Annotated in this window: 15 protein-coding genes and 2 tRNA genes; 9 read left to right on the top strand and 8 right to left on the bottom strand. The window is 70.1% G+C overall.

Features of this window, described 5'->3' with window-relative positions:
* Positions 1-33 precede the first annotated feature (33 nt).
* The 7 genes from hutH (at position 34) to VEW47_13345 (ending at position 9,141) form a co-directional block, all read left to right on the top strand.
* The gene (gene hutH, locus VEW47_13375) at positions 34-1,566 is read left to right on the top strand and encodes a histidine ammonia-lyase (protein HYS06175.1); all 1,533 of its coding nucleotides are present in this window, start codon (positions 34-36) and stop codon (positions 1,564-1,566) included.
* On the top strand, positions 1,563-3,227 hold the full coding sequence (gene hutU, locus VEW47_13370; protein HYS06174.1) for a urocanate hydratase: 1,665 nt from the start codon (positions 1,563-1,565) through the stop codon (positions 3,225-3,227). The genes hutH and hutU overlap by 4 nt, the downstream gene beginning before the upstream one ends.
* A 28-nt stretch (positions 3,228-3,255) precedes the next feature.
* Positions 3,256-4,449, top strand: coding sequence for a class I SAM-dependent rRNA methyltransferase (locus VEW47_13365; protein ID HYS06173.1), 1,194 nt, complete (start codon positions 3,256-3,258; stop codon positions 4,447-4,449).
* Between the two features lie 127 nt (positions 4,450-4,576).
* Entirely contained in the window at positions 4,577-5,722 is a 1,146-nt protein-coding gene (locus VEW47_13360; protein HYS06172.1) for a DNA recombination protein RmuC, read from the top strand.
* The gene (locus VEW47_13355) at positions 5,719-6,540 is read left to right on the top strand and encodes a cyclase family protein (protein ID HYS06171.1); all 822 of its coding nucleotides are present in this window, start codon (positions 5,719-5,721) and stop codon (positions 6,538-6,540) included. Before VEW47_13360 ends, VEW47_13355 begins: the two co-directional genes overlap by 4 nt.
* Positions 6,537-7,367 (top strand): tRNA pseudouridine(38-40) synthase TruA, encoded by an 831-nt coding sequence (gene truA / locus VEW47_13350; GenBank protein HYS06170.1) that lies wholly within the window; start codon positions 6,537-6,539, stop codon positions 7,365-7,367. Before VEW47_13355 ends, truA begins: the two co-directional genes overlap by 4 nt.
* An 85-nt stretch (positions 7,368-7,452) precedes the next feature.
* Positions 7,453-9,141 carry a M28 family peptidase gene (locus VEW47_13345; protein ID HYS06169.1) on the top strand — a complete coding sequence of 563 codons (1,689 nt, stop codon included), beginning with the start codon at positions 7,453-7,455 and terminating at the stop codon, positions 9,139-9,141.
* A 13-nt stretch (positions 9,142-9,154) separates the two neighbouring features.
* Here the strand turns inward: VEW47_13345 and VEW47_13340 are convergent, their stop codons facing one another.
* From VEW47_13340 to VEW47_13305, 8 genes are all read right to left on the bottom strand, one after another.
* Positions 9,155-9,436 (bottom strand): hypothetical protein, encoded by a 282-nt coding sequence (locus tag VEW47_13340; protein HYS06168.1) that lies wholly within the window; start codon positions 9,434-9,436, stop codon positions 9,155-9,157.
* Between the two features lie 223 nt (positions 9,437-9,659).
* Entirely contained in the window at positions 9,660-10,727 is a 1,068-nt protein-coding gene (locus VEW47_13335) for an aminotransferase class V-fold PLP-dependent enzyme (protein HYS06167.1), read from the bottom strand.
* A 189-nt stretch (positions 10,728-10,916) separates the two neighbouring features.
* Complete coding sequence (locus VEW47_13330) at positions 10,917-11,177, bottom strand: hypothetical protein (GenBank protein HYS06166.1); 261 nt, start codon at positions 11,175-11,177, stop codon at positions 10,917-10,919.
* Positions 11,178-11,302: 125 nt separating this feature from the next.
* A tRNA-Ala gene (locus VEW47_13325) sits at positions 11,303-11,378 on the bottom strand.
* Positions 11,379-11,409: 31 nt separating this feature from the next.
* A tRNA-Val gene (locus tag VEW47_13320) sits at positions 11,410-11,484 on the bottom strand.
* 58 nt (positions 11,485-11,542) lie between these two features.
* The gene (locus VEW47_13315) at positions 11,543-12,604 is read right to left on the bottom strand and encodes a hypothetical protein (protein ID HYS06165.1); all 1,062 of its coding nucleotides are present in this window, start codon (positions 12,602-12,604) and stop codon (positions 11,543-11,545) included.
* Positions 12,601-12,861 carry a sulfurtransferase TusA family protein gene (locus VEW47_13310; protein ID HYS06164.1) on the bottom strand — a complete coding sequence of 87 codons (261 nt, stop codon included), beginning with the start codon at positions 12,859-12,861 and terminating at the stop codon, positions 12,601-12,603. The genes VEW47_13315 and VEW47_13310 overlap by 4 nt, the downstream gene beginning before the upstream one ends.
* A 56-nt stretch (positions 12,862-12,917) precedes the next feature.
* The gene (locus tag VEW47_13305; GenBank protein ID HYS06163.1) at positions 12,918-15,275 is read right to left on the bottom strand and encodes a M28 family metallopeptidase; all 2,358 of its coding nucleotides are present in this window, start codon (positions 15,273-15,275) and stop codon (positions 12,918-12,920) included.
* A gap of 78 nt (positions 15,276-15,353) precedes the next feature.
* Here VEW47_13305 and VEW47_13300 point away from each other — a divergent pair, with 78 nt between their 5' ends.
* Complete coding sequence (locus VEW47_13300) at positions 15,354-19,820, top strand: ATP-binding protein (protein ID HYS06162.1); 4,467 nt, start codon at positions 15,354-15,356, stop codon at positions 19,818-19,820.
* Positions 19,817-21,331 carry an alpha/beta hydrolase gene (locus tag VEW47_13295; protein HYS06161.1) on the top strand — a complete coding sequence of 505 codons (1,515 nt, stop codon included), beginning with the start codon at positions 19,817-19,819 and terminating at the stop codon, positions 21,329-21,331. Before VEW47_13300 ends, VEW47_13295 begins: the two co-directional genes overlap by 4 nt.
* Positions 21,332-21,343 lie beyond the last annotated feature (12 nt).

Below are 21,343 nucleotides of genomic sequence, written 5' to 3'. Positions count from 1 at the left end.
TCCGCTCTGGAAAGCGCACGGAGCCACGCCGGGATGCCCTCCATAATCGAGCTCGACGGAGCACACCTCAGTCTGGAGCAGATCGCGACCGTCGCGAGGGGCGGCGCGCGCGTGACCCTGGGCGCTGCGGCGCGCGCCAGGCTCGAGCGCGCCCGCGCGGTCGTCGACCGGATCGTCGCCGCCGACCAGACGGTCTACGGCGTGACCACCGGGTTCGGCCTCCTCAAGGACATCCGCATTCCGCGCGAGCGGCTGGAGGAGCTGCAGCTCAACCTGATCCGCAGTCACTGCGCGGGGGTGGGGAGCCCGCTGCCGGCTCACGCAACCCGCGCGCTGATGCTGCTGCGCGCGCACGTCCTTGCGCGGGGTCATTCGGGGGTCAGACCCCTGGTGGTGGAGACCCTCCTCGCCCACCTCAACGCCGACCTCCTGCCGATCGTCCCGGAGCAGGGTTCGATCGGCGCCAGCGGCGACCTGGCGCCGCTGTCCCATCTCGTCCTGGCGCTCCTCGGCGAAGGGGACGCCGTGCTCCGGGGCACGCGGATGAAGGCGTCGGCGGCCCTCGAGAAGGCCGGGGTCGAGCCTCTGCGCCTCGGACCCAAGGAGGGTCTCTCTCTGATCAACGGCACGCAGTTCATCGCCTCGGTCGGCGTCCTGGCGCTCCTCGAAGCGGAGAACCTGGCGGCCGTATCCGACATCGCCGGGGCCCTGACGCTCGAGGCCTTGAAGGGGAGCCACCGCGCCTTCGACGCGCGTCTTCTTGACGTGCGGCCGCACCCCGGACACCTGGACAGCGCCGCCAACCTCCGGGCCCTTTTGGAGGACAGCGACATCGCGCGGTCCCACGCGGGGTGCAGCCGCGTGCAGGACGCCTATTCGCTGCGCTGCATGCCCCAGGTCCATGGCAGCGCGCGCGACGGCATGCGCTTCGCCCGATCCATCCTCGAGGTGGAGGTGGACGCCGTCACCGACAACCCGATCGTCTTTCCGGAGGAGGGGGACGTCGTGTCGGGAGGCAATTTCCACGGCGAGGCGCCGGCGCTGGCGCTCGACCTGCTGGCGATCGCAACCGCATCCCTGGCGTCCATCTCGGAGCGGCGCATCGACCGGCTGATGAATCCGGTCCTCAGCGGCCTGCCGCCGTTCCTGACGCGCGAGGCCGGTGTCAACTCGGGCCTGATGATGGCGCACGTCACGGCCGCCTCCCTGGTCTCGGAGAACAAGATCCTCTGCCATCCGGCGAGCGTCGACTCCATCCCGACCGAAGCGAACCAGGAGGACCACGTTTCGATGGGACCGATCGCCGCGCGCAAGGCGCGACTGGTCGTGGAGCACGCGCGCCAGGTCCTGGCCATCGAGATCCTGTCCGCCTGCCAGGCGCTCGATTTTCTCGCCCCCCTGCGCCCCGGGCGGGGGGCGCGGGCCGCCTGGGAGGCGGTGCGGAGCGTCGTTCCGTTCATGGAGACCGACCGCGTGATCGCCGACGATATCGGCTCCGTCGATCGCGCGATCCAGGACGGGACCGTCCGCGCGGCCGCCGAGAAGGCCGCGGGGAGACTGCGATGAAGCACCAGGCCGCCGGGGCCCGCCTGGTCCGCGCCCCCCGCGGCGCGTCCCTGACGTGCAGAGGATGGACGCAGGAGGCCGCCCTGCGGATGCTGATGAACAACCTGGATCCGGACGTGGCCGAGAAGCCGGACGAGCTCATCGTGTACGGCGGCACCGGCAAAGCGGCGCGCACCTGGGAGTGCTACGACGCGATCGTCAGGACGTTGCGGGACCTGGAGGACGACGAGACCCTCCTGGTGCAATCCGGCAAGCCGGTCGGCGTGTTCCGAACGCACCGGCTCGCGCCGCGCGTGCTCATCGCCAACGCCCTTCTGGTCCCGGCCTGGGCCACGTGGGAGCGTTTTCGCGAGCTGGACCGGAAGGGGCTGACCATGTTCGGCCAGATGACGGCCGGCTCCTGGATCTACATCGGCAGCCAGGGGATCCTGCAGGGGACGTACGAGACGTTCGCCTCGGCGGCGAGGAGATTCTTCGGCGGCAGCCTCGCGGGACGACTCCTCCTGACCTCGGGCCTGGGGGGGATGGGGGCCGCCCAGCCGCTCGCCGGGACGATGAACGGTGCTGTCGTGATCGCCGTCGAGGTCGATCCGGACCGCATCCGCCGCCGCCTCCGCACGCGCTACCTCGACCGCCAGGCCGACACCTTGGAGGAGGCGCTCGCGCTGGCCCGGGCGGCGATCGAGAAACGCGAGCCGCTGTCGATCGGGCTCCTGGGGAACGCGGCCGACGTCCTGCCCCGTCTGGCCGAAGGACCGCTCGTGCCCGACCTGGTCACCGACCAGACCAGCGCCCACGATCTCCTGAACGGCTACGTCCCGCACGGTCTTCCGTACGAGGAGGCGCTGCGCCTGCGCCAGGACGACCCCCGCGAATACCTGGCCCGCTCGAACCGGTCCGTCGCGGCGCACGTGCGCGCCCTGCTGGTCCTCAAGAGGAAGGGGGCCGTCGTCTTCGATTACGGCAACAACATCCGCCAGGAGGCGAAGCAGGCGGGCGTCGACGACGCCTTCGAGATTCCCGGTTTCGTTCCCGAGTTCATCCGGCCGCTGTTCTGCGAAGGGAAAGGCCCGTTCCGCTGGGCGGCCCTGTCGGGCGAACCCGAAGATATCCACCGCACCGACGAGGCGGTCCTTTCGATGTTCCCCGAAGACGAGGCGCTCGGCCGCTGGATCCGCCTGGCGCGCGACCGGGTCGCCTTCCAGGGGCTGCCGGCGCGCATCTGCTGGCTGGGATACGGCGAGAGGGCCCGTTTCGGACTGAAGATCAACGAGCTCGTGGCGCGCGGCGACCTCAAGGCTCCGATCGTGATCGGGCGCGATCACCTCGACGCGGGCTCCGTCGCCTCCCCCAACCGCGAGACCGAGGGGATGCGCGACGGCTCGGACGCGATCGCCGACTGGCCGATCCTCAACGCCCTCCTGAACACCGCGGCGGGCGCCTCCTGGGTCTCGGTGCACCACGGCGGGGGGGTCGGTATCGGCTACGCGCTGCACGCCGGCATGGTCGTGGTCGCCGACGGCACGAAGGAGGCCGCCGCCCGCCTCGAGCGCGTCCTGACCACCGACCCTGGAACCGGCGTGATGCGCCACGCCGACGCCGGTTACCCGGAAGCGATCCTCTTCGCCAGACGCAGCGGTCTCAAGCTGCCGATGATCTGAACCGTCGCCGCCGCGCTAGAATGCGCCGATGCAGGCGCCGAGACCCGGACGGGTCGTTCTGAAAAAAGGCCGCGAACGGCGCGTCAAGGCCGGGCACCTCTGGGTGTATTCGGGGGAGATCGAAAAGGTCGGCGACGGCACCGCGCCGGGCGACCCCGTGGAGGTGGTGGATCACCGCGGCCGCTTCCTGGCGGGGGGCTACTACAACCCCGCCTCGAACATCGTGGTCCGGCTCCTGACCCGCAGGAAGGAGGAGCCTTTCGACGGTGAGCTCCTGCGCCGGCGCATCGCCCAGGCCGTCGCCTATCGCCGTCACTTCTATCCCGCCGGTGAATCCTGCCGTCTCGTCTTCAGCGAGGGGGACATGCTCCCGGGGTTGACGGTGGATCGCTACGGAACCTGCCTGGCGGTGCAGATCTCAACCCTCGGCATGGAGCGCCTGCGCGCGGACATCGTCTCGGCGCTCCAGGACGCCGTGCACCCCCGGGGCATCTACGAGCGCAGCGACCTGCCGGTGCGCGCGCGCGAGGGACTCGAGTCGCGCACCGGGCTGCTGTCGGGGGAGGTGCCGGACGAGATCGAGATCGTCCTGGACGACCTGCGTTTTCTCGTCCGCTTGCGCTCCGGCCAGAAGACCGGCCTGTACCTCGACCACCGTCTCAACCGGCGGGCCCTGCAGCCTCACGCCCGCGGCCGCCGGGTGCTCGACGTCTTCTGCAACACCGGATCGTTCGGCCTCTACGCGCTGAAGGCCGGCGCCGAGCGCTGCACCTCGATCGAGATCTCGGCGGAGTGCCTCGACCTGGCGCGGCGCAACGCCGCCCTGAATGGACTGGGCGAGCGCTGCGAATGGGTCGAGGGCAATGCCTTCGATCACCTGAAGGATCTCGACCGGCGCAAGGAAAGGTTCGGGCTCCTCGTCCTCGATCCACCGGCGTTCACCAAGAGCGCCGGCGCCGTCGAGGCCGCCGTCCGCGGCTACAAGGAGATCAACCTGCGCGCCTTCCGTCTGGCGGCGCCAGGGGCGATCGTCGCCACATCCTCCTGCTCCTACCATCTCGGACCGGAGGAGTTCCTGCAGGTGCTGCGCGACGCCGCCGCCGACGCGGGACGGGACGTCACCCTCGTCGAGATGCGGAGCCAGGCGCCCGATCATCCGGTGCACCTCTCCGTCCCCGAGACGCGGTATCTGAAATTCGCCCTCCTTCTGGTGCGCGCCTGAGGTCCCTGCCGCCCCGGCCGCGCGAGTTGACACCCCGGGGGGGCGCCGATAGACTACCCGACCGGTCCGGACGCACCGCGTGGTGTCGCGGGGATGGTGCTTCCCTCCAGGCCGGTCCCGGGTCCACATGGCCATCGAGAACCCTGCCCTTTTAGCCGTCACAGCACTTCTCGCGGCGGCCGCGATCGTTCTCGGGCTCGCGCTGCTGCGCCGCGCACCGCGCGTGGCGCCGGGGCCCGACCCCACGGTCGTCTTCCTGCAGCAGGAGATCGGACGTCTGGCCGGGCAGGTCGCGCAGATCGGCGCGCAGATTCCCAGGGACGTCGGTGTCTCGCTCCAGCAGATCACAGGGCAGATGTCGCAGCGACTCTCGGAGAACGCCCGGTCCCTGCAGAAGGCCAGCGCCGACACCGGCAGGCTGATCGCCGACATCAATCACCGTCTCGGCGAGCTGGGGCGGAGCAGCCAGGAGATCCTGGCCCTGGGGCAGGACATCCGCGGTCTGCAGCAGATCTTCCAGGCTCCCAAGATCCGCGGGGGCCTGGGCGAAATCGCTCTCGCGTCGCTCTTGCAGCAGATCTTCCCGGCCGAGCAGTTCACCCTGCAGTACACCTTCCAGGACGGACAGACGGTGGACGCGGTGCTGCGCATGCCGGGCGGCATGGTGCCGATCGACTCGAAGTTTCCGCTCGCGGGATTCCGCCTGATGCTGGACGCCTCCGCGCCCGAGCAGAAGGATCGCGCACGGCGGCAGTTCGCGCGCGAGGTCAAAAAGCACATCGACGACATCGCCGAGAAGTATCTCCGCCCCTCGGAGGGGACGCTCGATATCGCCCTGATGTACATCCCTGCGGAGAACATCTTCTACGAGCTCATCACCCGGTCCGAAGAGGCCGGCGAGGAGGACATCAGCGCGTACGCCCTGAAGCGCCGCGTGATTCCGGTCTCCCCCAACAGCATCTACGCCTACCTGCAGGCCGTGGCGTACGGGCTGATGGGGCTGCGCATCGAGCAGCGGGCGCGCGAGATCCTCAAGGGGCTGCAGCAGCTCAACGGGGATTTCGTCATCTTCGGCGACTCGTTCAAGAAGGCCCAGAGACACCTGCTCAACGCCCAGAGCGCCTTCGACGAGGCCGGACAGCACGCCGGAAGACTGGGGGACAGGCTCCAGCAGTTCGCCAGCCTGGCGGAGACGCCGGCCGGCGACGAGCCTCTCCCTGCCGGGCCCGTGCATGCCGAGGATCGCTTCCGGACCCGGGGTCTCGAGCCATGACGCCGATCGCCCCGGGAGGCAGGACCCGCGCGCGTCTGTTTCTCGCGGCCCTCCTTCTTCTCGTCCTGGCCGTCCCGGTCCGTGCCGCCAAGATGTTCTCGCTGAGCCTGGACGAGGTCGCCAACGGCCGCGCCGAAGTGGTCGACCTGACCCACATTCTCCGCGAAGGCACGCCGCTCTTCCCCGGGGGCGTCCCCTTCAGCCTGGAGCCTCTGACACAGCTCGCCGACGGCTACTACATGAACTCGTTCGTGTGCGGCGAGCACACCGGCACGCACGTCGACGCCCCCGCCCACTTCGGGAAGGGCCTCCCGACGGTGGACGAGATCCCGCCGACGCGCCTGGTGAGCCAGGGAGTCATGATCGACGTGCAGTCGAAGTCGGCGGCCAATTCCGACTACATCCTGACGCTCATCGAGCTGCAGGACTGGGAGAAGGCGAACGGACGGATCCCGGCGCGCTCCCTCGTGATCCTCAACACCGGCTGGCACCACCGCTGGGAGAGCCCGGACCGCTATTTGAACCGCGATGAGACCGGCGCCATGCACTTTCCCGGATTCTCAGCCGACGCGATCCGGTTCCTCCTCAAGGAGCGCGACGTGAACGGGCTCGGGACCGACACCGCCAGCATCGATCCGGGCAAGTCGGCCACCTTCGAGGCCCACAAGGCGCTCCTCCTGGCCGGGCGTTATCAGGTGGAAAACCTCGACAATCTCAGCATCCTGCCCGTCCGGGGTTTCAGTGTCATCGTCGCGCCGATGAAAATCAGCCGCGGTTCAGGCGCCCCGGCGCGCGTCCTCGCCATCGTGCCGCGCTGAACCGCGGGTCGCGCGCTCCGCGCCGAACGCCAGGCGGCCCCGGCGGACCGACACGGAACATCCGCCTGCTCGTCGAGTACGAAGGGACGCGCTACGCCGGCTGGCAGGTCCAGAAGGGGCAGCGCACCGTGGCGGGCGAAATCCTGTCGGCCATCCATGACCTCTTCGGAGAGGCGCCGAAGCTGATCGGAGCGGGACGCACCGACCAGGGCGTGCACGCCGAGGGGCAGGTGGCGAACTTCTTCACCCGCTCGACGCTGCCCTCCCCGGCGATCGCCGAGGCGCTGAACGGGACGCTGGCGGCGGACATCAACGTTCTGGAGGCCCGCGAGGTGCCGATGTCCTTCCACGCGCGGCATGATGCGACGGCGCGCCGGTACCGCTACCAGATCGCCACGCGCCGCTCCGCCTTCTTCAAGCGTCTCATCTGGTGGGTCCGGCAGCCGCTCGACCCCCGGGCGATGGAGCAGGCGGCGCAGACCCTCCTCGGCCGCCACGATTTCACCTCGTTCGCGGACCGCAGCGCCGAGATCACCGAGCCGCGCGTGCGGGTCTTCCACTCCGCAGTGCGGCGCGGAGATTTCCTGACCTCCCTCACCCTCGAAGCGGATCATTTCCTGCCGCGCATGGTGCGGCGGGTCGTGGGGGTCCTGGTCCAGATCGGTCTCCACAATCTCCCCGTCGAGGCCATGACGCGGTTCCTGTCGGAAACCGTTGACGACCCCGCCGCCTGGACCGCTCCTCCTTCGGGTCTCTTCCTCGAGCGTGTGCTCTACGCTCCCGAGACCGGCGGCCGGGACGCCTCGCGCGCCACGACCGCCCCCTGACGTATTGCCGCGCCCGGTGCCGGCCGCTATACTCGCCCCGCGCCGCACGTGCGGCGCCCGACCCCTTGACCCGAGAGGAGACTTCATGCGGACCCCCCACCGCCCGATCGTCGTCCTTATGTTTCTGCTGCAGCCGCTCGCGGCCTACGCCGCCCCCGCCCCGCCGGTCGCCGGCCTGAAGCGTGTTCTCGACGCAGCCGACCCGCATCGCATCGATGCCGATCTGCGCTTCCTCGCCGACGACGTCATGGAAGGCCGGGGCACCGGCCAGAAGGGTGGACGGCTGGCGGCGCTCTATCTCGAGACCCGGTTCCGTCTCCTCGGGCTCGCGCCGGGCGCCTCGAAGGACTCCTACCTGCAGGAGGTGCCCCTGGTCGGGATCGAGACCGATCGACAAAGCCGCCTCGCGATCCAAGGCGGCGCGCGGACCTTCGAGGCCCGCTGGCTCGAGGACTACGTCGCGAGCGCGGAGACGCAGAAGGAGACCGAGGAGATCGACGCGCCCCTGGTCTTCGTCGGGTATGGCATCACGGCGCCCGAGTACAGGTGGGACGATTTCAAAGGGGAGGACGTCCGGGGAAAGGTGCTGGTCATGCTGGTCAACGATCCACCCTCCGATGACTCCGCGCTGTTCGGCGGCAAGGCCCTCACCTACTACGGTCGCTGGACCTACAAGTTCGAGAGCGCCGCGCGCGCGGGGGCCGCGGGTGCGATCCTGATTCACACCGACGATTCGGCGGGATACGGCTGGAGCGTCGTGCGCAATTCCTGGGGCCGCGAGCGGCCCTACGTCGCCCTGTCACCCGGCGGCCCGCCCGCTCTCCAGATCGCCTCCTGGATCACGGAGTCCTTCGGCCGCGACATCCTGAAGGCGGCCGGCCAGGACTTCGATGTCCTCCGCCGGGCGGCCGCGACCCGCGAGTTCCGTCCGGTGCCCCTGTCGCTGCGCGTGCAGGCGACGATGGTCACGAAGATCCGGCCGATCATGACGTGGAACGTCGTCGGTCTGCTGCGCGGCTCCGATCCGAAGCTGCGCGATCAGGCGGTCGTCTACACCGCGCATTACGATCACCTCGGGCGCGGCAACCCCGAGGATGGCGACGATATCTACAACGGCGCCCAGGACAACGCCTCGGGCGTGGCCACGCTCCTGGAAACCGCGCGGCTGTTCACGCTCTTCCCGAGAGCGCCGCGGCGCAGCGTCCTGTTCATCGCCTGCGCCGCCGAGGAAGGCGGTCTGCGCGGCTCCGAGTACTACGCCACGCACCCGATCATCCCGACGCACCTGACCGCCGCCAACATCAACATGGACGGGACGCCCGTGTGGGGCCGTCCGGCCGACTTCACCTTCCTCGGGGCCGATCGCTCGACTCTGAGGGACGTCGTCGACGAGGCCTCCAGGGCGCTCGGTTTCAAGGTGGTCGCCGACCAGCATCCCGAGCAGGGCTCGTTCTACCGCTCCGATCAGTTCAATTTCGCCAAGGTCGGAATTCCCGCCTTCAGCCTCGACCCGGGGCTCGATTACATCGGCAAACCCAAGGGATACGGTGAGACGATCTGGAAGGAGTACGAGGAGAAGCGCTACCACCGGCCGAAGGACGAGTACGATCCGTCCTTCGATCTCTCCGGGTCGGCAGAGAGCGCGCGCATCGCGCTCTACGTCGGGTACAGGGTCGCCCAGGTCGATGGCATGCCGCGGTGGAACAAGGGGGACGAGTTCGCGGCCGCCCGGGCCTCGGCCCTCGCGGCGACCTCGACCACGTCGGGGAAATAGGCGCGCTCCCGCGTCACGAGGCGCGCACGTCCTCCCCGCCCGCCACGGATAGTGTCGGAGGGCGGCTCCCGCTCGCTTCGGGCACCTCTTCGACGGCGGCTCCGGCGTAGCCGCAGCTCCGCCTCAGGAAGCGCCGGCGATCGCGATCGTATTCTCCGGCGCAGTACACGCCGCGCCAGGCCATCCCCTGGGGGCGGGCGATCTCGATCGTGAACAGATCCCCGGAGCCGCACCCAGGGCAGCGCGCCAGGTCGGCGTCCTGCGCCCGCGCGGCCGGCGTCAGCGGACCGGCCATCGATTGTTCTCCCGGATGAATCGCCGCCAGATATACGTCGCCGGAGGGGGTGCGTCAAGAAGGATGTGGCGCGCCTTGGGCGCGGCGTTCGCGAGTGTCCCCCGCCGCCGCCCCGCGGTCGGCGGGATGCGCGGGCTCATCGCCCGGGATGGCGTCCCCGGCCGCCGCGCGCAGGGGTCTCCCCGGGGACGCCCTCCCACCCGCCCATTCGCGGGCGGGCGATTCAGGGAAGAAGTCGCCCGAGGACATCCAGGGTTTCCCGCACCTCGTCGTCCGTGTTGAAGAAGTGCGGCCCGAGACGCAGACCGACACCGGGACGCCAGTCCACCAGGACGCCGCGCTCCCTGAGGCGGAGGGCGATGTCTCCGGGGCGCTCGACGGCGATCATGACGACTCCGCCGCGCTCACCGTCCTGAGCCGGACTGTTCACGGTGAAGCCGCGCTGACGGGCCGCCTCGATGAGCCATGCCGTCCGGCGCCGGGACTCGGTCGCGATCGCCTGCAGCCCGACCTCCAGGACGATGCGCAGCCCCTCCCGGCACGAGTACAGGCCGGGAACGTTGGCCGTCCCCTGGGCGAACCGCCGCACCGAGGCGTCGTACCGCATCGGGGCGTGCTCGAACAGGAACGGCTCCGCGTGCGCGAACCAGCCGGTCAGTCGAGGCTCGAGCGTTTGGATCCGATCGGGCCTCACGTACAGGTAGCCGCAGGAGGGACCTCCGCACAGCCATTTGATCGTGCCGCCGATCATGAAATCGACCCCCCAGCCGTCCGCGTCCATCTCGAGGACACCGGCCGACTGGTAGGTGTCGAGGAGGACGAGGGCGCCGACGCGGCGCGCCTTCTCGACGATCGGCCGCGGGTCGAGACGGTGCGAGCTCCTGTACGACACGTGCGACAGCGACACCAGGGCCGTGCTCTCGTCGATGGCGTCCAGCAGCCGGTCCATCGGCGTCGTCAGGCCGTCGTCGGAGGGAACGATCGTCACTTCGACGCCCGACCGGCGCTGCGCCTGCCAGACGTACCCCGTGGTCGGAAAGTCCAGGGCGGAGGTCACGACCTTCCGTCTGCGCCCCGCGCCCAGATCGAGGCACGAGATCACGGTGGAGAGCGCCACGGACGTGTTGGGCTGCACCTGCACGGTGCCGGGCCTCCCGCCCAGGACACGCGCGATGAGATCGCCGACCTCGGCCGACAGGTCCCACCAGTGCTCCGTCCAGACGTCCTCGCGCACCTGGCGTTCCCAGAGATCCACGTAGGTCAGAAGCGCCCGGCGCGCGGCCCGCGGCACCGGGCCGAGACTGTGGCTGAGGAGATGAATGCCGGTCTCGAGCGCGGGGAACTCTCCCCGTAGGCGGTCGGCGGGCAGGGATATGGGAGTCGTCTCCTCTTCCGTCGGCGGATCGTGCGTTCACACCCGCATCAGGCGCCGGGGGAAGAGCGCCCGCGGATCGCCGGGCTACCCGGGGTGCTCAGAGAATCAGCAGGCCGTCTGCTGGCACTCGCCGCCTGCGAACCGGCAGTTGTAGCCGTGGACCTTGGAGCAATGCCCGAAGCGGTTGCAGCCGGTGTTTCCGCAGGTGGACGGTGCGGCGTACACGCTCCCGGCGAACAGACCCGACAGTGCGGACGCGTAAGGCGACGGTGCCGGCATCGGGGCCGCAGCAAGGACCGCCGCCAGGAGAACCGTCACGAACACCAACGCCGCACAACGCACAGCCAGGTTCGAGGGACGGCGCATCCGAGGACCTCCTGCATCGCCCGCAGTCGACCGTCGACCGCGGGTTGTCCCTTTTCATCTACCACGAATCGGGGTGCGGGCGCCAGGCCGTCTCGAGGGAAGGCGGTTCCGTTCAGGGACAGGATTGGTGGACGGCAAGGGGATCGAACCCTCGACCTCCGCGTTGCGAACGCGGCGCTCTCCCAGCTGAGCTAGCCGCCCACTTTCGGAAACGAACGGCGCGATGAAGGCGTGGTGGGCCGTGCTGGATTTGAACCAGCGACTTCTACCGTGTGAGGATAGCACTCTCCCGCTGAGTTAACGGCCCGCACCGCGCGGGATTATAGCATCGGCGGGCCGCGCCCGCGGACACGCCGGGTCCGATCTCACAGGCGGTACCCTTCGAGCACCTGGTCGGCGACCGGCGGCACCAGCAGCCGCTCCTCGCGGCCGTCCCGGCGGGCCGCCACTTCGACGAGCGCCTCGTGGCGGCGGTCGGAGTAACGCGCCGTGATCGAAGCGATCAGGATCTTGAGGTCGTCGTCCGGCTCCCCTTCGACGACGGTGATCGGGCTGCCGCAGTCGAGCGCCTCGAATCGCCAGCCGGGGAGTTCGAAGCGCGACAGGAACTGGTTCTCGCTCTGGTCGCGGGCGACGATGATCTTCACCTGAGGCGACAGACGGAAGTGCCGTCCCACCTTGAGGAGGATCATCTCGTCCTGCCGGATCTGATCGGGTTCGCTGTAGAGCTTCTTGTCGTGGAAGCGGCGGGCGAAGTTCTCATCGGCCAGATAGCAGCATCCCCCGGCCGGCTGCGGGTAGTCGCTGATCCCCCAGGTGCGGCTCCACTCCATCTGCTCCTTGCGCGATCGGCCGGAGATCCCGAGGAGTCTGTCGCGCTCCACCCAGCCGAGCTGCTCCGGCAGCGTGGGCGGCAGATGCCTGGCGGACAGCGGCCGCAGGAGGTATCCCTCGATCCCGCATTCCTTCTCGATGAGACGCAGGGATTGCATGTGCTGCGACATCGGCCGCTGCCCGAGGACTTCACCGGTGAACACGAAGTGTCCGCCATGCTCGCGCATGTACTCGGCGGCTCCGTGGATCATGAAGATGCGGCAGTCGATGCACGGATTGGCCTTGGCGCCGTATCCGTGCTTCGGATTCAGGACCATCTTGAGATAGGCCTCGCCGGCGTCCAGGACTTCGATCGGGATGCCGAGATCCGCACCGGCCCGCAGCCCCTCGTTGCGCATCCGCTTCGGATCCTCGTCGGGTCGGGCCATCGCCCGGCGATGATCGTTCATGCAGAACCCGGTGGAGTAGTGCAGCCCGATGACTTCGATCCCCTGCTCGAGAAGGACGCGTGCGGCCAGCGTGCTGTCGAGGCCCCCGGAGAGCAGACCGATCGCCCGCACCTTCTCCGGTCGCCCCGCCGGTCGATCGGTCATCGAGTGAACCCTCCCTGGCGCGCCTTTCTCACGAACAACCGGTACTCTCCCCGTTCCTGTCTGTGACCCAGATAGTCGTTCCCGGTGGAGCGGCACCAGGCCGGCATGTCGATCAAAATGACGCGGTCGTCCGACAGGATCTCCAGGGTCCGTCCGGCTCCCATCTTCCTGAGTCTCTCCGCGGTCTTGATGATCGGCACGGGGCAGTACAGGCCGACCGTGTCGATCCTTTCATCCGCCTCGAGCGGCGCGTCCATGCTGACTCCCGCCCGCCGGCGCGCGGCCGGTCGGGGAAGGGCGTGATCTTATCAGATCAACGGTCGCCGGGCGCGCCCTCCGCGGGGCGCGGTGCTGTGGCGCGCGCCGGGCCCAGGAGGTGTCGCGATCCTTCGATGGTCGCCTGGTGCACGAAAACGCGCGGCAGGTCCGAGGACGGCCGGAGCCCAAGAAGATCCTCTTCGAAGTCCGCCCTCAGCTCGAGCGACAGGTCGCCCCCCTCGGAAAGGACGAGACGGAACGTGCCGATCGGGTCGCGCCGCGGTGCGATCTCGCTGAAGGTGTATCGGTGGCGCAGTGTTTCGCCGCGTCCCGGCACACGGAACCCGGAGCGGGAGGAGAAGACATAGCTGACCCGGTCGGTCGCGAGAGGGGCCGTGAGGTGCGTCGTGACGAGTGTTTCGCCGGCGCCGGTCGTCTGGACGGCGTCGGCCGCGAAGTCGATCTCATCGCCGGGGAACGGCATCTCGATGCGCTCCGTCGTCTCCTCCGGATCGACGGCGTGGCCTCCCCCACCCTGGAGGCGCACGCCGCGCAGGCGGTCGGTCGATCGGATCGTCGCCACGGCCCGTCTGCCGTTCAGATCGACCCGCTCCCGGACTCTCACCACCTGGCGGTTCCGGAAGTCGTAGGACGGCAGGATCGCGTTGACACCCAGGAGGACGAGCGACAGGGCGAGAGCGGCCAGACCGACGTGACGCCCGGACAGCCACCACCAGACGCGGCTGTGCAGGCAGTCCTGGTACGAGGCGACGTGCGCCAGGTACAACGCCAGAGGGAACGTGACCGAAAACAGGATGCCGAACAGGAGGCGAGGGGACGGCGACACGCCGCCCAGGTCGACCAGCGTGCGGTAGTCCCGGAGCGCCAGCAGACAGAAGAACGGCGCCGCGGCGCCCAGACCGAGTGCGAGCCTCCGGCCGGTGCTGTCGAAATTGCGCGAGGCCAGGAGCATCAGGATCGGCACCGCCATGATGGCCGCGATCTCGGGAAACCCTCCCCGCAGGGCCGCCGCCACCCAGGCGACCGGCACGATGAACGCCGCCGCCAGATAGGGACCGGGCTCGACGGTCGGCTTGATCCGTCGGAACAGGTTGAGACCGAGCCAGGAGGTGAGCAGCGTCCAGGCGATCCCCTGGGCGACGTGCAGTCCCTGGTGCGCCATCCAGGGATAGCGCACTTCGTGGATCCGCTCCATGACCCTTTCGGACAGGAACAGGCCGGACAGACCGATCGCGGTCGCCGCCCCGGTCACAATCAGCACCCGCAAGGTCTCGATGATGGCGCGAGGCCTGGCGACGACCCGGAGGCGGACGAGCGCCAGGAGACCCCAGCCGAGGAGGGCCGCGCACGAGAGGATCAGCAGCGCGTTCGAGGGAAGCAGAAATCCCCTCCCGAACAGCATCAGGGGAAGATAGTGCGGATCGTCCTCATCCGTGGCGGGCGACGCGTCGAGGTCCTGCAGGATTCGGCCGACGACCCGCACGGCCCGATCGAGCGCCGCCGGGCGCACCCCGTTCACCCCGTCTTCCGTGGTGTGGTAGGCCCAGGCCGGAAACGTTCCGAGGACGAGGAACGCCGGGATCTTCCGCTCCAGGAACGCCTCGTGGTCGGCGCTGAATGGCAGATCGAGGAACCTCGGAGCGAGAGTCCAGAGCGGTCGCGCCACGACGTCCCGCGTCCCGGTCTCCCGGGCGGCGCGCAGGAGCAGACGCTGGGCCCAGAGCGCGGGCGGTTCCGGGACCGGACCGACGAGAAGCTCCCCCCGGCCGACCATCTCCAGCGCGATCATGACGCGCACCGGCGACAGGTCGGAGTGCTCGGCGTAGTAACGCGATCCGAGGAGCCCCTCCTCCTCCGCGCAGAAGGAGATGAAGCGATAGGTCAGCCGGTGCGGCCCACGCACCACGATGCGCGCAACCTCCAGGAGGACCGCCAGACCCGAAGCATCGTCGTTGGCTCCGGGGACCGCCACGTTCCTCGAGTCGTGGTGCGCCGCCAGGACGATGGTGTCGCGCGTGGCTCCGGGCAGCTCGCCGATCACGTTCCACGAGCCGACCGATCGCTCCCCCTCGTCGAAGGTCGCGATCGGCACGGCCTGCCGGGTGACGGCGAGCCCGGCGCTCTCCATCTCGCGGGCCACGTATTCGATGGCGCGCCCGTCCGCGTCCGTGCCGCTCCTGCGCGGGCCGACCTTGCCCGCCAGCTCCAGCACATGACGGAAGGCGGCGGCTCCGGCCGTGCCGTCCGGCTTCCCGGCGCGCGCGGGCAGAGACGAGAGGACCAGGACGACGAGCGTCGCGCACATGGCGCGCAGGCCCCACCGGTCCAGGGAAGATTCCGGCTGATGCGCGCGGACAGGATGCCCGCGGACGATGCGCGTGTCGGGGCTCACGTTTGTTGACTCACGGGCGGGCGTAGATTAGCATAACGATTCGCCCGGGGAGACGAGCAGCCTCCTCTCCGACACCCGATGTCAGCCACGCGATTGCCCAGCGACACGGCCGTCCCCGGCGCCGCCGCGGCCCTGTTGCGTGCGACCCCCATCCTCCTCCTGGTCTTCGAAGGGCTGGTCCTCATCGCGTCGTGCGTCGATCTGTCGCGGGGCTTCGCCCTGCTGGGACCATCGCAGCGGATCGCGCTGATGGTGTGCGCCGGCATTCCCCCGCTCGTCGCCGTGTGGCCATGGCGTCCCCGCGCCGGACGCCTGCGCGCGCCTCTTCTGGCGATCGCCGCGGGGTGCCTCGCCCTCGGGGGGCTCGGACTGCTGGAGAACCGCGGCGCCCGTCTCATCCGGGAGCGCTGGGACGCCTCGGCGCGGCAGCGGCTGGAGACTCAGGCCCGCGCCATCGAAGCGGATTTCGGGTCGTTCCTCGCCGACCTGTCCCGGCCGCTCGAGCGGGGCCGCGCTCCATTCGCAGATCGTCGCTCCGCGTTCGTTCTCGCGGAGCGCGTGCGCTCGTCGAGCGTCCTGCCCCAGGAGCTTCTGGGTTCGTCCATCTACCGGGACGATGGGTCCGTCGTGGCGTGGGACGGGAACAGCTCGGAAGCGCCGCGGACCCTCCTGGCCCGGCCCTGTCCGGGGCCGGTCTACGGGATCGGGGGCCGCGAAGCCTCGCGCCGCCTGTACGCGGCGGTCTGCTCCGGCGATGGCACGCGCTGGGTCGCGGAGTTCGTGCTCGAGCCGCCCGGGGAGGGAGAGCCCCGGGACGCCGCGGGAGCGCAGCTGTCCTTCCTGCCGCGCTGGCGGGATGCGGGCCCCGCCACCGTCCGATTCCGGGAGAACCCTTCCGAGATGGATGACCTGGCGCAGCTCTTCGAGCGGCAGGGAGACCGCCACTGGGGACGCCTGGGCGGCGAAGGGGCGCTGTCCCTCGCCTTTCCGCTGCGCGCCCCGGATGGCGGACGGCTCGCGATCGTCAACCTGCGGGATCGCCGCGCAACCCAGGAGATCGGCGATCGTCGCCGCCACCTGCGCCTGGCAGGCGGACTCGCGGCCGCCGCCGCGGTCCTGTTCGGCTGGTGTCTTCCGCTCCGGGCCGGCGTCATCCGTTCTCCGATCGGGCGGGTCCTCGCCGGGTCGCTCGCACTGTGGACGATCCGCTTCATCCTGCTCATCATGGCCGACCCCTCGAGTCTGCCTCGCCTCGCCGCCTACGACATCTCGATCTACGCCTCCTCGGGGTACGCGGGACTTCTGCGCTCGCCCGCCGATCTTCTTCTGACCGCCGCCATCTGCTGCGCCCAGGCGTGGATCTTCGGGCTGGCGCTGCGCTCGATGCGCACCGAGGAGCATCCCGGCCGGCGTCGGCGGACACGGCGTGCTGCGCTCCTCGCGACCGTCGTAGTCGCGTGCGCGGCCGGGGCCACCCTGCGTGTGGTGCTGGATCGCCTGGTGGTCGACGCGCGGGTCGACGTGAGCCGCGTGGAGCCGGGCGAGTTGCTGTCGCCGCGCTTCCTGCTGCAGGCGTCGCTCTTCCTGCTGGTCCTGGGGGCGGGATTCGTGCTGCTCGCGCTTCTCGAGCTGGCCCTGCGTCACGCGGACCGTCCCGGCGACTGGAGACTGCTCCGCCTGTTGCGGGGGGCCGAGTCGGAGGGGATCCCGTTCGCGCTCCGGTCGGCCGGCTTGGTGCTTCTCCTGACGATCGCGTACGGCCCCGTCCTGCACCACTCGTACGATCGTCTGCGCCGGGCCTATTTCGATCACGAGCTGCGGCCTCTGGTGCTGGACCAGAAGCAGATGCGCCGCCAGGCCCTGCGCGAGGCCCTGTCTCTGGCCCGCGATCCGGACTTCGCGGCGGTCGCGGCCCTCGCCGCCGAGGGATCCGATTCGGCGCCCTACCGTCTCTGGCACGCGACACCGGTCGCCGATCGCGGCCTGGCTTCGTCCCTTCGCGTCTTCGATTCCCATGGTGCGCTGCTGGGCCGCTTCGCCCTGGACTTCGCGCCGATGCTCGAGGTTCCCTTCGAGGAGGCCCGGGCCGCCGTCGGTCGGGGCGTCGTCGAGCTGCCGTCGCGCCCCGAGATGACGGTGCACAAGCCGGCGATCGTCGGGGCGTTCTGGGTCGGTGGCGCGCGCTTGCCGCTCCTGGTCGTCCTGACCGTGTCGGACGACTACGACAACCTGCCGATCCTCGGCGGCGGGACTCTGGGCGCCGGGCTGTTCCGGGCGCCCGCCCCCTCGCGCGGCAGTCCCGAGATCCTGCGAACGGAGCCGCTCGTCGCCGTCTTCACGCCGTCCTTGGCACCGCTCTACGAATCGGGCGGCGAGATCCCCGCACCCTCCCCGGAAACGCTGGCCGCGGTGGACAAGTCCGGGCGCGCCTGGCGCACGGACGATCTGCGGGGAGGCCAGGCGTTCATCCTGTATTTCCGCGGGCCGAAGGAGATCTTCGCCCTGGCCCACCTGCACCCGAGCCGCACGACCATCCTGGCCGGTACGCTGCGTCTTTTCCTCCTGAACGGCTTTCTGGCGCTTCTGGTCGCCGGGGTCGCCCGCGCCGTGGCCTGGGCCGCCCGCCCCCGCTTGCCGCGGCTGACCCTCGGGGCCACCTACTCGCGGCGTCTGGTGACCGTGTTCCTCATCGCCGGACTGCTGCCTCTTTTGACCCTCGCCTTCTTCGCCACACGATCGACGACACGCGAGATCGACAGGGACATCACTACGTCCGGGCTCGCCTCGCTGCAGGTGGCGCGGCACGTGGCCGAGGACTACCTCACCGTCACCCGCCCGGAGGAGGGCGGGGTGATCGACGACGACGTGGTCTTCTGGCTGGGGCGAATCGTGCGGCAGGACATCAACGTGTACCGGGACGCCGAGCTGCTGGCGACGAGCACCCGCGAGCTCTACAGCTCGGGTCTGCTCGACGAGCGCATGAACGGACAGTCCTACCGCGCCATCTACCTCGAGCGGGAGCCGTTCTTCCTGGCCGAGGAGAAGTCGGGCGACCTCGATTTCCTGACCCTGGCGGCTCCGATGCGCATCGACCGCCAGGGGACCATCGGCGCCATCACCATCCCCCTCATCGAGCACAGCCGCGTGGCCGCCCGCCGCGAAGGAGAGATCGAGGACGCCGTCCTGATCGTCACCTGCTTCGCCATCCTCCTTCTGGCGATCGTCGGCAACCTCCTGGCGCGGCGGGTGTCCCGGCCGGTCGCCCTGCTGTCGCGCGCCGCGCGCCGCGTCGCGACGGGCGATCTGGACGTCCGGGTCGAACGATCCGGCGGGGACGAGACGAGGGTCCTCGTCGATGCCTTCAACCGCATGGCCGGCTCCCTCAAGCGTCAACGCGACGACCTCAGGCGTCGCGGCGATTACATCGAGAAGATCCTGCGCAGCGCCACGACCGGTGTCGTGTCGATCGACGGCTCGGGGACGATAATCACGATCAATCCCGCCGCGCAGGGTTTCCTGACCGGGAGCCTCGGCGCGCCGCAGGGCGGGCAGGATCTCCCCGGGCACCTGGCGCGCGATCCCGCCGTAGCGCCTCTCCTCGCGGCCCTGCGCCGGGCGCTTCTGGGACAGGCCGAGGGCGAGGTCGAGGTGGAAATGCCCCGCCCGAGCGCGGACCCACCCTCGGGCCTCGAGAGCGCGGGGCCGCGCCGCATGCGGGCCGTGTTCATACCCTTCGCTCCGGAGGAAGGACGGCCGCCGGGGCTGATCGTCCTCCTGGAGGACGTCACCGAGATCGTGCGCTCCGGCCGTCTGGCCGCCTGGGCGGAGATGGCCCGGAGGGTGGCGCACGAAATCAAGAATCCGCTCACGCCGATCCAGCTGTCGGTCGAGCACGTGCGACGGGTGTTCAAGGCCAAGGACGCGCGTTTCGAGTCGGTCCTGAACGCCTGTCTCGACAACATCCAGAAGCAGGTGGCCGTGCTGCGGGAGATCGCCTTCGAGTTCTCCACCTACGCACGGCTGCCGCAGCTGCGTCCGGAACCTCTCGCGGTCGCCGCTCTCATCGCGGAGGCGCTCGCACCCTACGTCAAGGCCTCGCCGGCGGGGATCGTGATCGAGAGCGACGTGCCGGCCGACCTGCCGCTCGTCACGGTGGACAGGGCGGTCATGGTGCGCGCCCTGATCAACCTGATCGAAAACGCGCTGCAGGCCATGCCGTCTGGCGGCAGGCTGGTGGTCGGAGCCTCGGTCGCTCGCGGAAGACGCGGAGACGCCCGGGTCGCCATCCTGGTCACGGACACAGGCGAGGGGATCCCGGAGCATATCCTTCCACGGCTGTTCGAGCCCTACTTCTCGACCAAGAGCGGCGGCACGGGCCTCGGCCTCGGCCTGGCGCGCCGGAGCGTCGAAGAGCACGGCGGCACGATCGAGATTCGATCGCGCCCGGGGCGTGGCACCGTGGTGACGCTCACGCTGCCGGCGAGCGCGGTTGCGGTCGGCCCGGGACCCGCGCACGCTCCCGGTCCGCGGCAGGCGGGCGAATGAGGGGTGTGACCGCCCGCGTCGCCGTCGGCATCATCCTGGCGGCCCTGATCCCTCACCTGGCCTGCGAGAAGGAAACGCACCGGGCGGCGCGCAGGGCGTTCCAGGACATCCTGGCGCGCGATCTGCCCGCCGCCGAGGAGGCCGCAGCCCTCGAAGAGTTCGTGCGCGCCTATCCCGAGCCGAAGACCAACCCGAGCCTGGTGCGCGCCTGCGGCATCCTCGCCGAATTCCACGCCCGCGCCGGCCGGCCGGACATCGCGGCGTCGTGGTACGAGCGCGCGGTGCGGGCCAGCCCGGACGATCCCGATCTCCTGAACGCCCTCGGGTACCTCTACGCGCGCAACCGGATGAACCCGGACCGGGCCGTCACCGTCCTCGAAACGGCGGTGCGCCTGGCCGAGGAGCGGCAGTACGCCCCCCGGCGTATGGGGTTCATCAAGGACTCTCTGGGGTGGGCCTACAGGATGCGGGGCGACCTGCCCCTGGCTGTCGCCCTCCTCGAGGAGGCATCGAGACTGGCCCCCGGTGTGGGCGTCATCCAGGAACACCTGGCGGAGGCGTACCACGCAATCGGCGAGCGGGACAAGGCGGTCGCGATCGACCTCGATCTCTACTTGAAGACACGAGGCACGGACGCCGCCCTGCGCGAAACGCTTCGCGCCATCGGGCGGGAGGGGGGACGCGCCTACGCGAGGGAGATCGATCGACGCATCGAATCCGGCCTGAGGGATCTCCTGGACGCGGACCGCAGGGAGACGGAAGCGGCCGGGGCAAGACTGGTCAGGCTCCAGGCCGCCGACGGGCAGACGCTGTACGGGTCCCTCTATCGTCCGCGGGATCGTCCGGCCGGTGGAGCCTCGGCCGCGAGCGCGCCGGCCGCGGGGGTCCTCCTCCTCCATCCTCTGGGATCGAGCCGGTCCGCCTGCGCCGCGGCGGCGAGCGCCCTGGCCGGGAGGGGTCTCGTGGCGCTGGCCATCGATCTGCGCGGCCACGGGGCCAGCGTCAGCACGTCCCTCCCCGACGCGCACGCTTTCAGCGCTCATCTCGGCGACAGCCTGCGCGACGCCGAGGGGGACGTGCGCGCCGGTCTCGTGTTTCTGGCCCGTCAGCCCGGAGTCGACCGGCGCAGGCTGGGGATCGTCGGTGGGGGCCTGGGGGCGCTCCTGGCGGCGCGCGCCGAGCTCCCGGAGGGAGACGACGCGCGCCCGAGGGCCCTGGTCCTCATGTCCCCCTGGGGACGCCCCGACGCCTACCGCGCTTCTCTCGCGCGTCTGCCCGCCGGCGCGGTCTTCCTGATCGCCGGCTCAGAGGAGGGAACACCCCTCGCGACGACGCGCGCGCTGGCGGTTCCCGCCGGCGGCGAAGCCCCGCGCAGTCTGATCGTCTCCGGACCGGGGGCGCACTTCGAGCTCACCTCGACGGACCCCGGGCTGATGGCGACCCTGGTGTCCTTTCTTGAGACACGCCTGGCCTCGCAGGGGCGCGCCGCGGGTCGGGGCGGAGGGGGCTAGCCCCCTCCCCTC

The sequence above is a fragment of the Candidatus Dormiibacterota bacterium genome (assembly GCA_035635555.1).
In the GTDB taxonomy this organism is placed as follows: domain Bacteria; phylum Acidobacteriota; class Polarisedimenticolia; order Gp22-AA2; family Gp22-AA2; genus Gp22-AA3.
Note: the sequence above shows the minus strand (reverse complement) of the source record. Positions and strands in the feature narration are given on the sequence as shown.

Coding starts and splice junctions, on each gene's coding strand:
- hutH (HYS06175.1), top strand. CDS start 34: ATGCCCTCCATAATCGAGCTCGACGGAGCACACCTCAGTCTGGAGCAG.
- hutU (HYS06174.1), top strand. CDS start 1,563: ATGAAGCACCAGGCCGCCGGGGCCCGCCTGGTCCGCGCCCCCCGCGGC.
- VEW47_13365 (HYS06173.1), top strand. CDS start 3,256: ATGCAGGCGCCGAGACCCGGACGGGTCGTTCTGAAAAAAGGCCGCGAA.
- VEW47_13360 (HYS06172.1), top strand. CDS start 4,577: ATGGCCATCGAGAACCCTGCCCTTTTAGCCGTCACAGCACTTCTCGCG.
- VEW47_13355 (HYS06171.1), top strand. CDS start 5,719: ATGACGCCGATCGCCCCGGGAGGCAGGACCCGCGCGCGTCTGTTTCTC.
- VEW47_13345 (HYS06169.1), top strand. CDS start 7,453: ATGCGGACCCCCCACCGCCCGATCGTCGTCCTTATGTTTCTGCTGCAG.
- VEW47_13340 (HYS06168.1), bottom strand. CDS start 9,436: ATGGCCGGTCCGCTGACGCCGGCCGCGCGGGCGCAGGACGCCGACCTG.
- VEW47_13330 (HYS06166.1), bottom strand. CDS start 11,177: ATGCGCCGTCCCTCGAACCTGGCTGTGCGTTGTGCGGCGTTGGTGTTC.
- VEW47_13315 (HYS06165.1), bottom strand. CDS start 12,604: ATGACCGATCGACCGGCGGGGCGACCGGAGAAGGTGCGGGCGATCGGT.
- VEW47_13310 (HYS06164.1), bottom strand. CDS start 12,861: ATGGACGCGCCGCTCGAGGCGGATGAAAGGATCGACACGGTCGGCCTG.
- VEW47_13300 (HYS06162.1), top strand. CDS start 15,354: ATGTCAGCCACGCGATTGCCCAGCGACACGGCCGTCCCCGGCGCCGCC.
- VEW47_13295 (HYS06161.1), top strand. CDS start 19,817: ATGAGGGGTGTGACCGCCCGCGTCGCCGTCGGCATCATCCTGGCGGCC.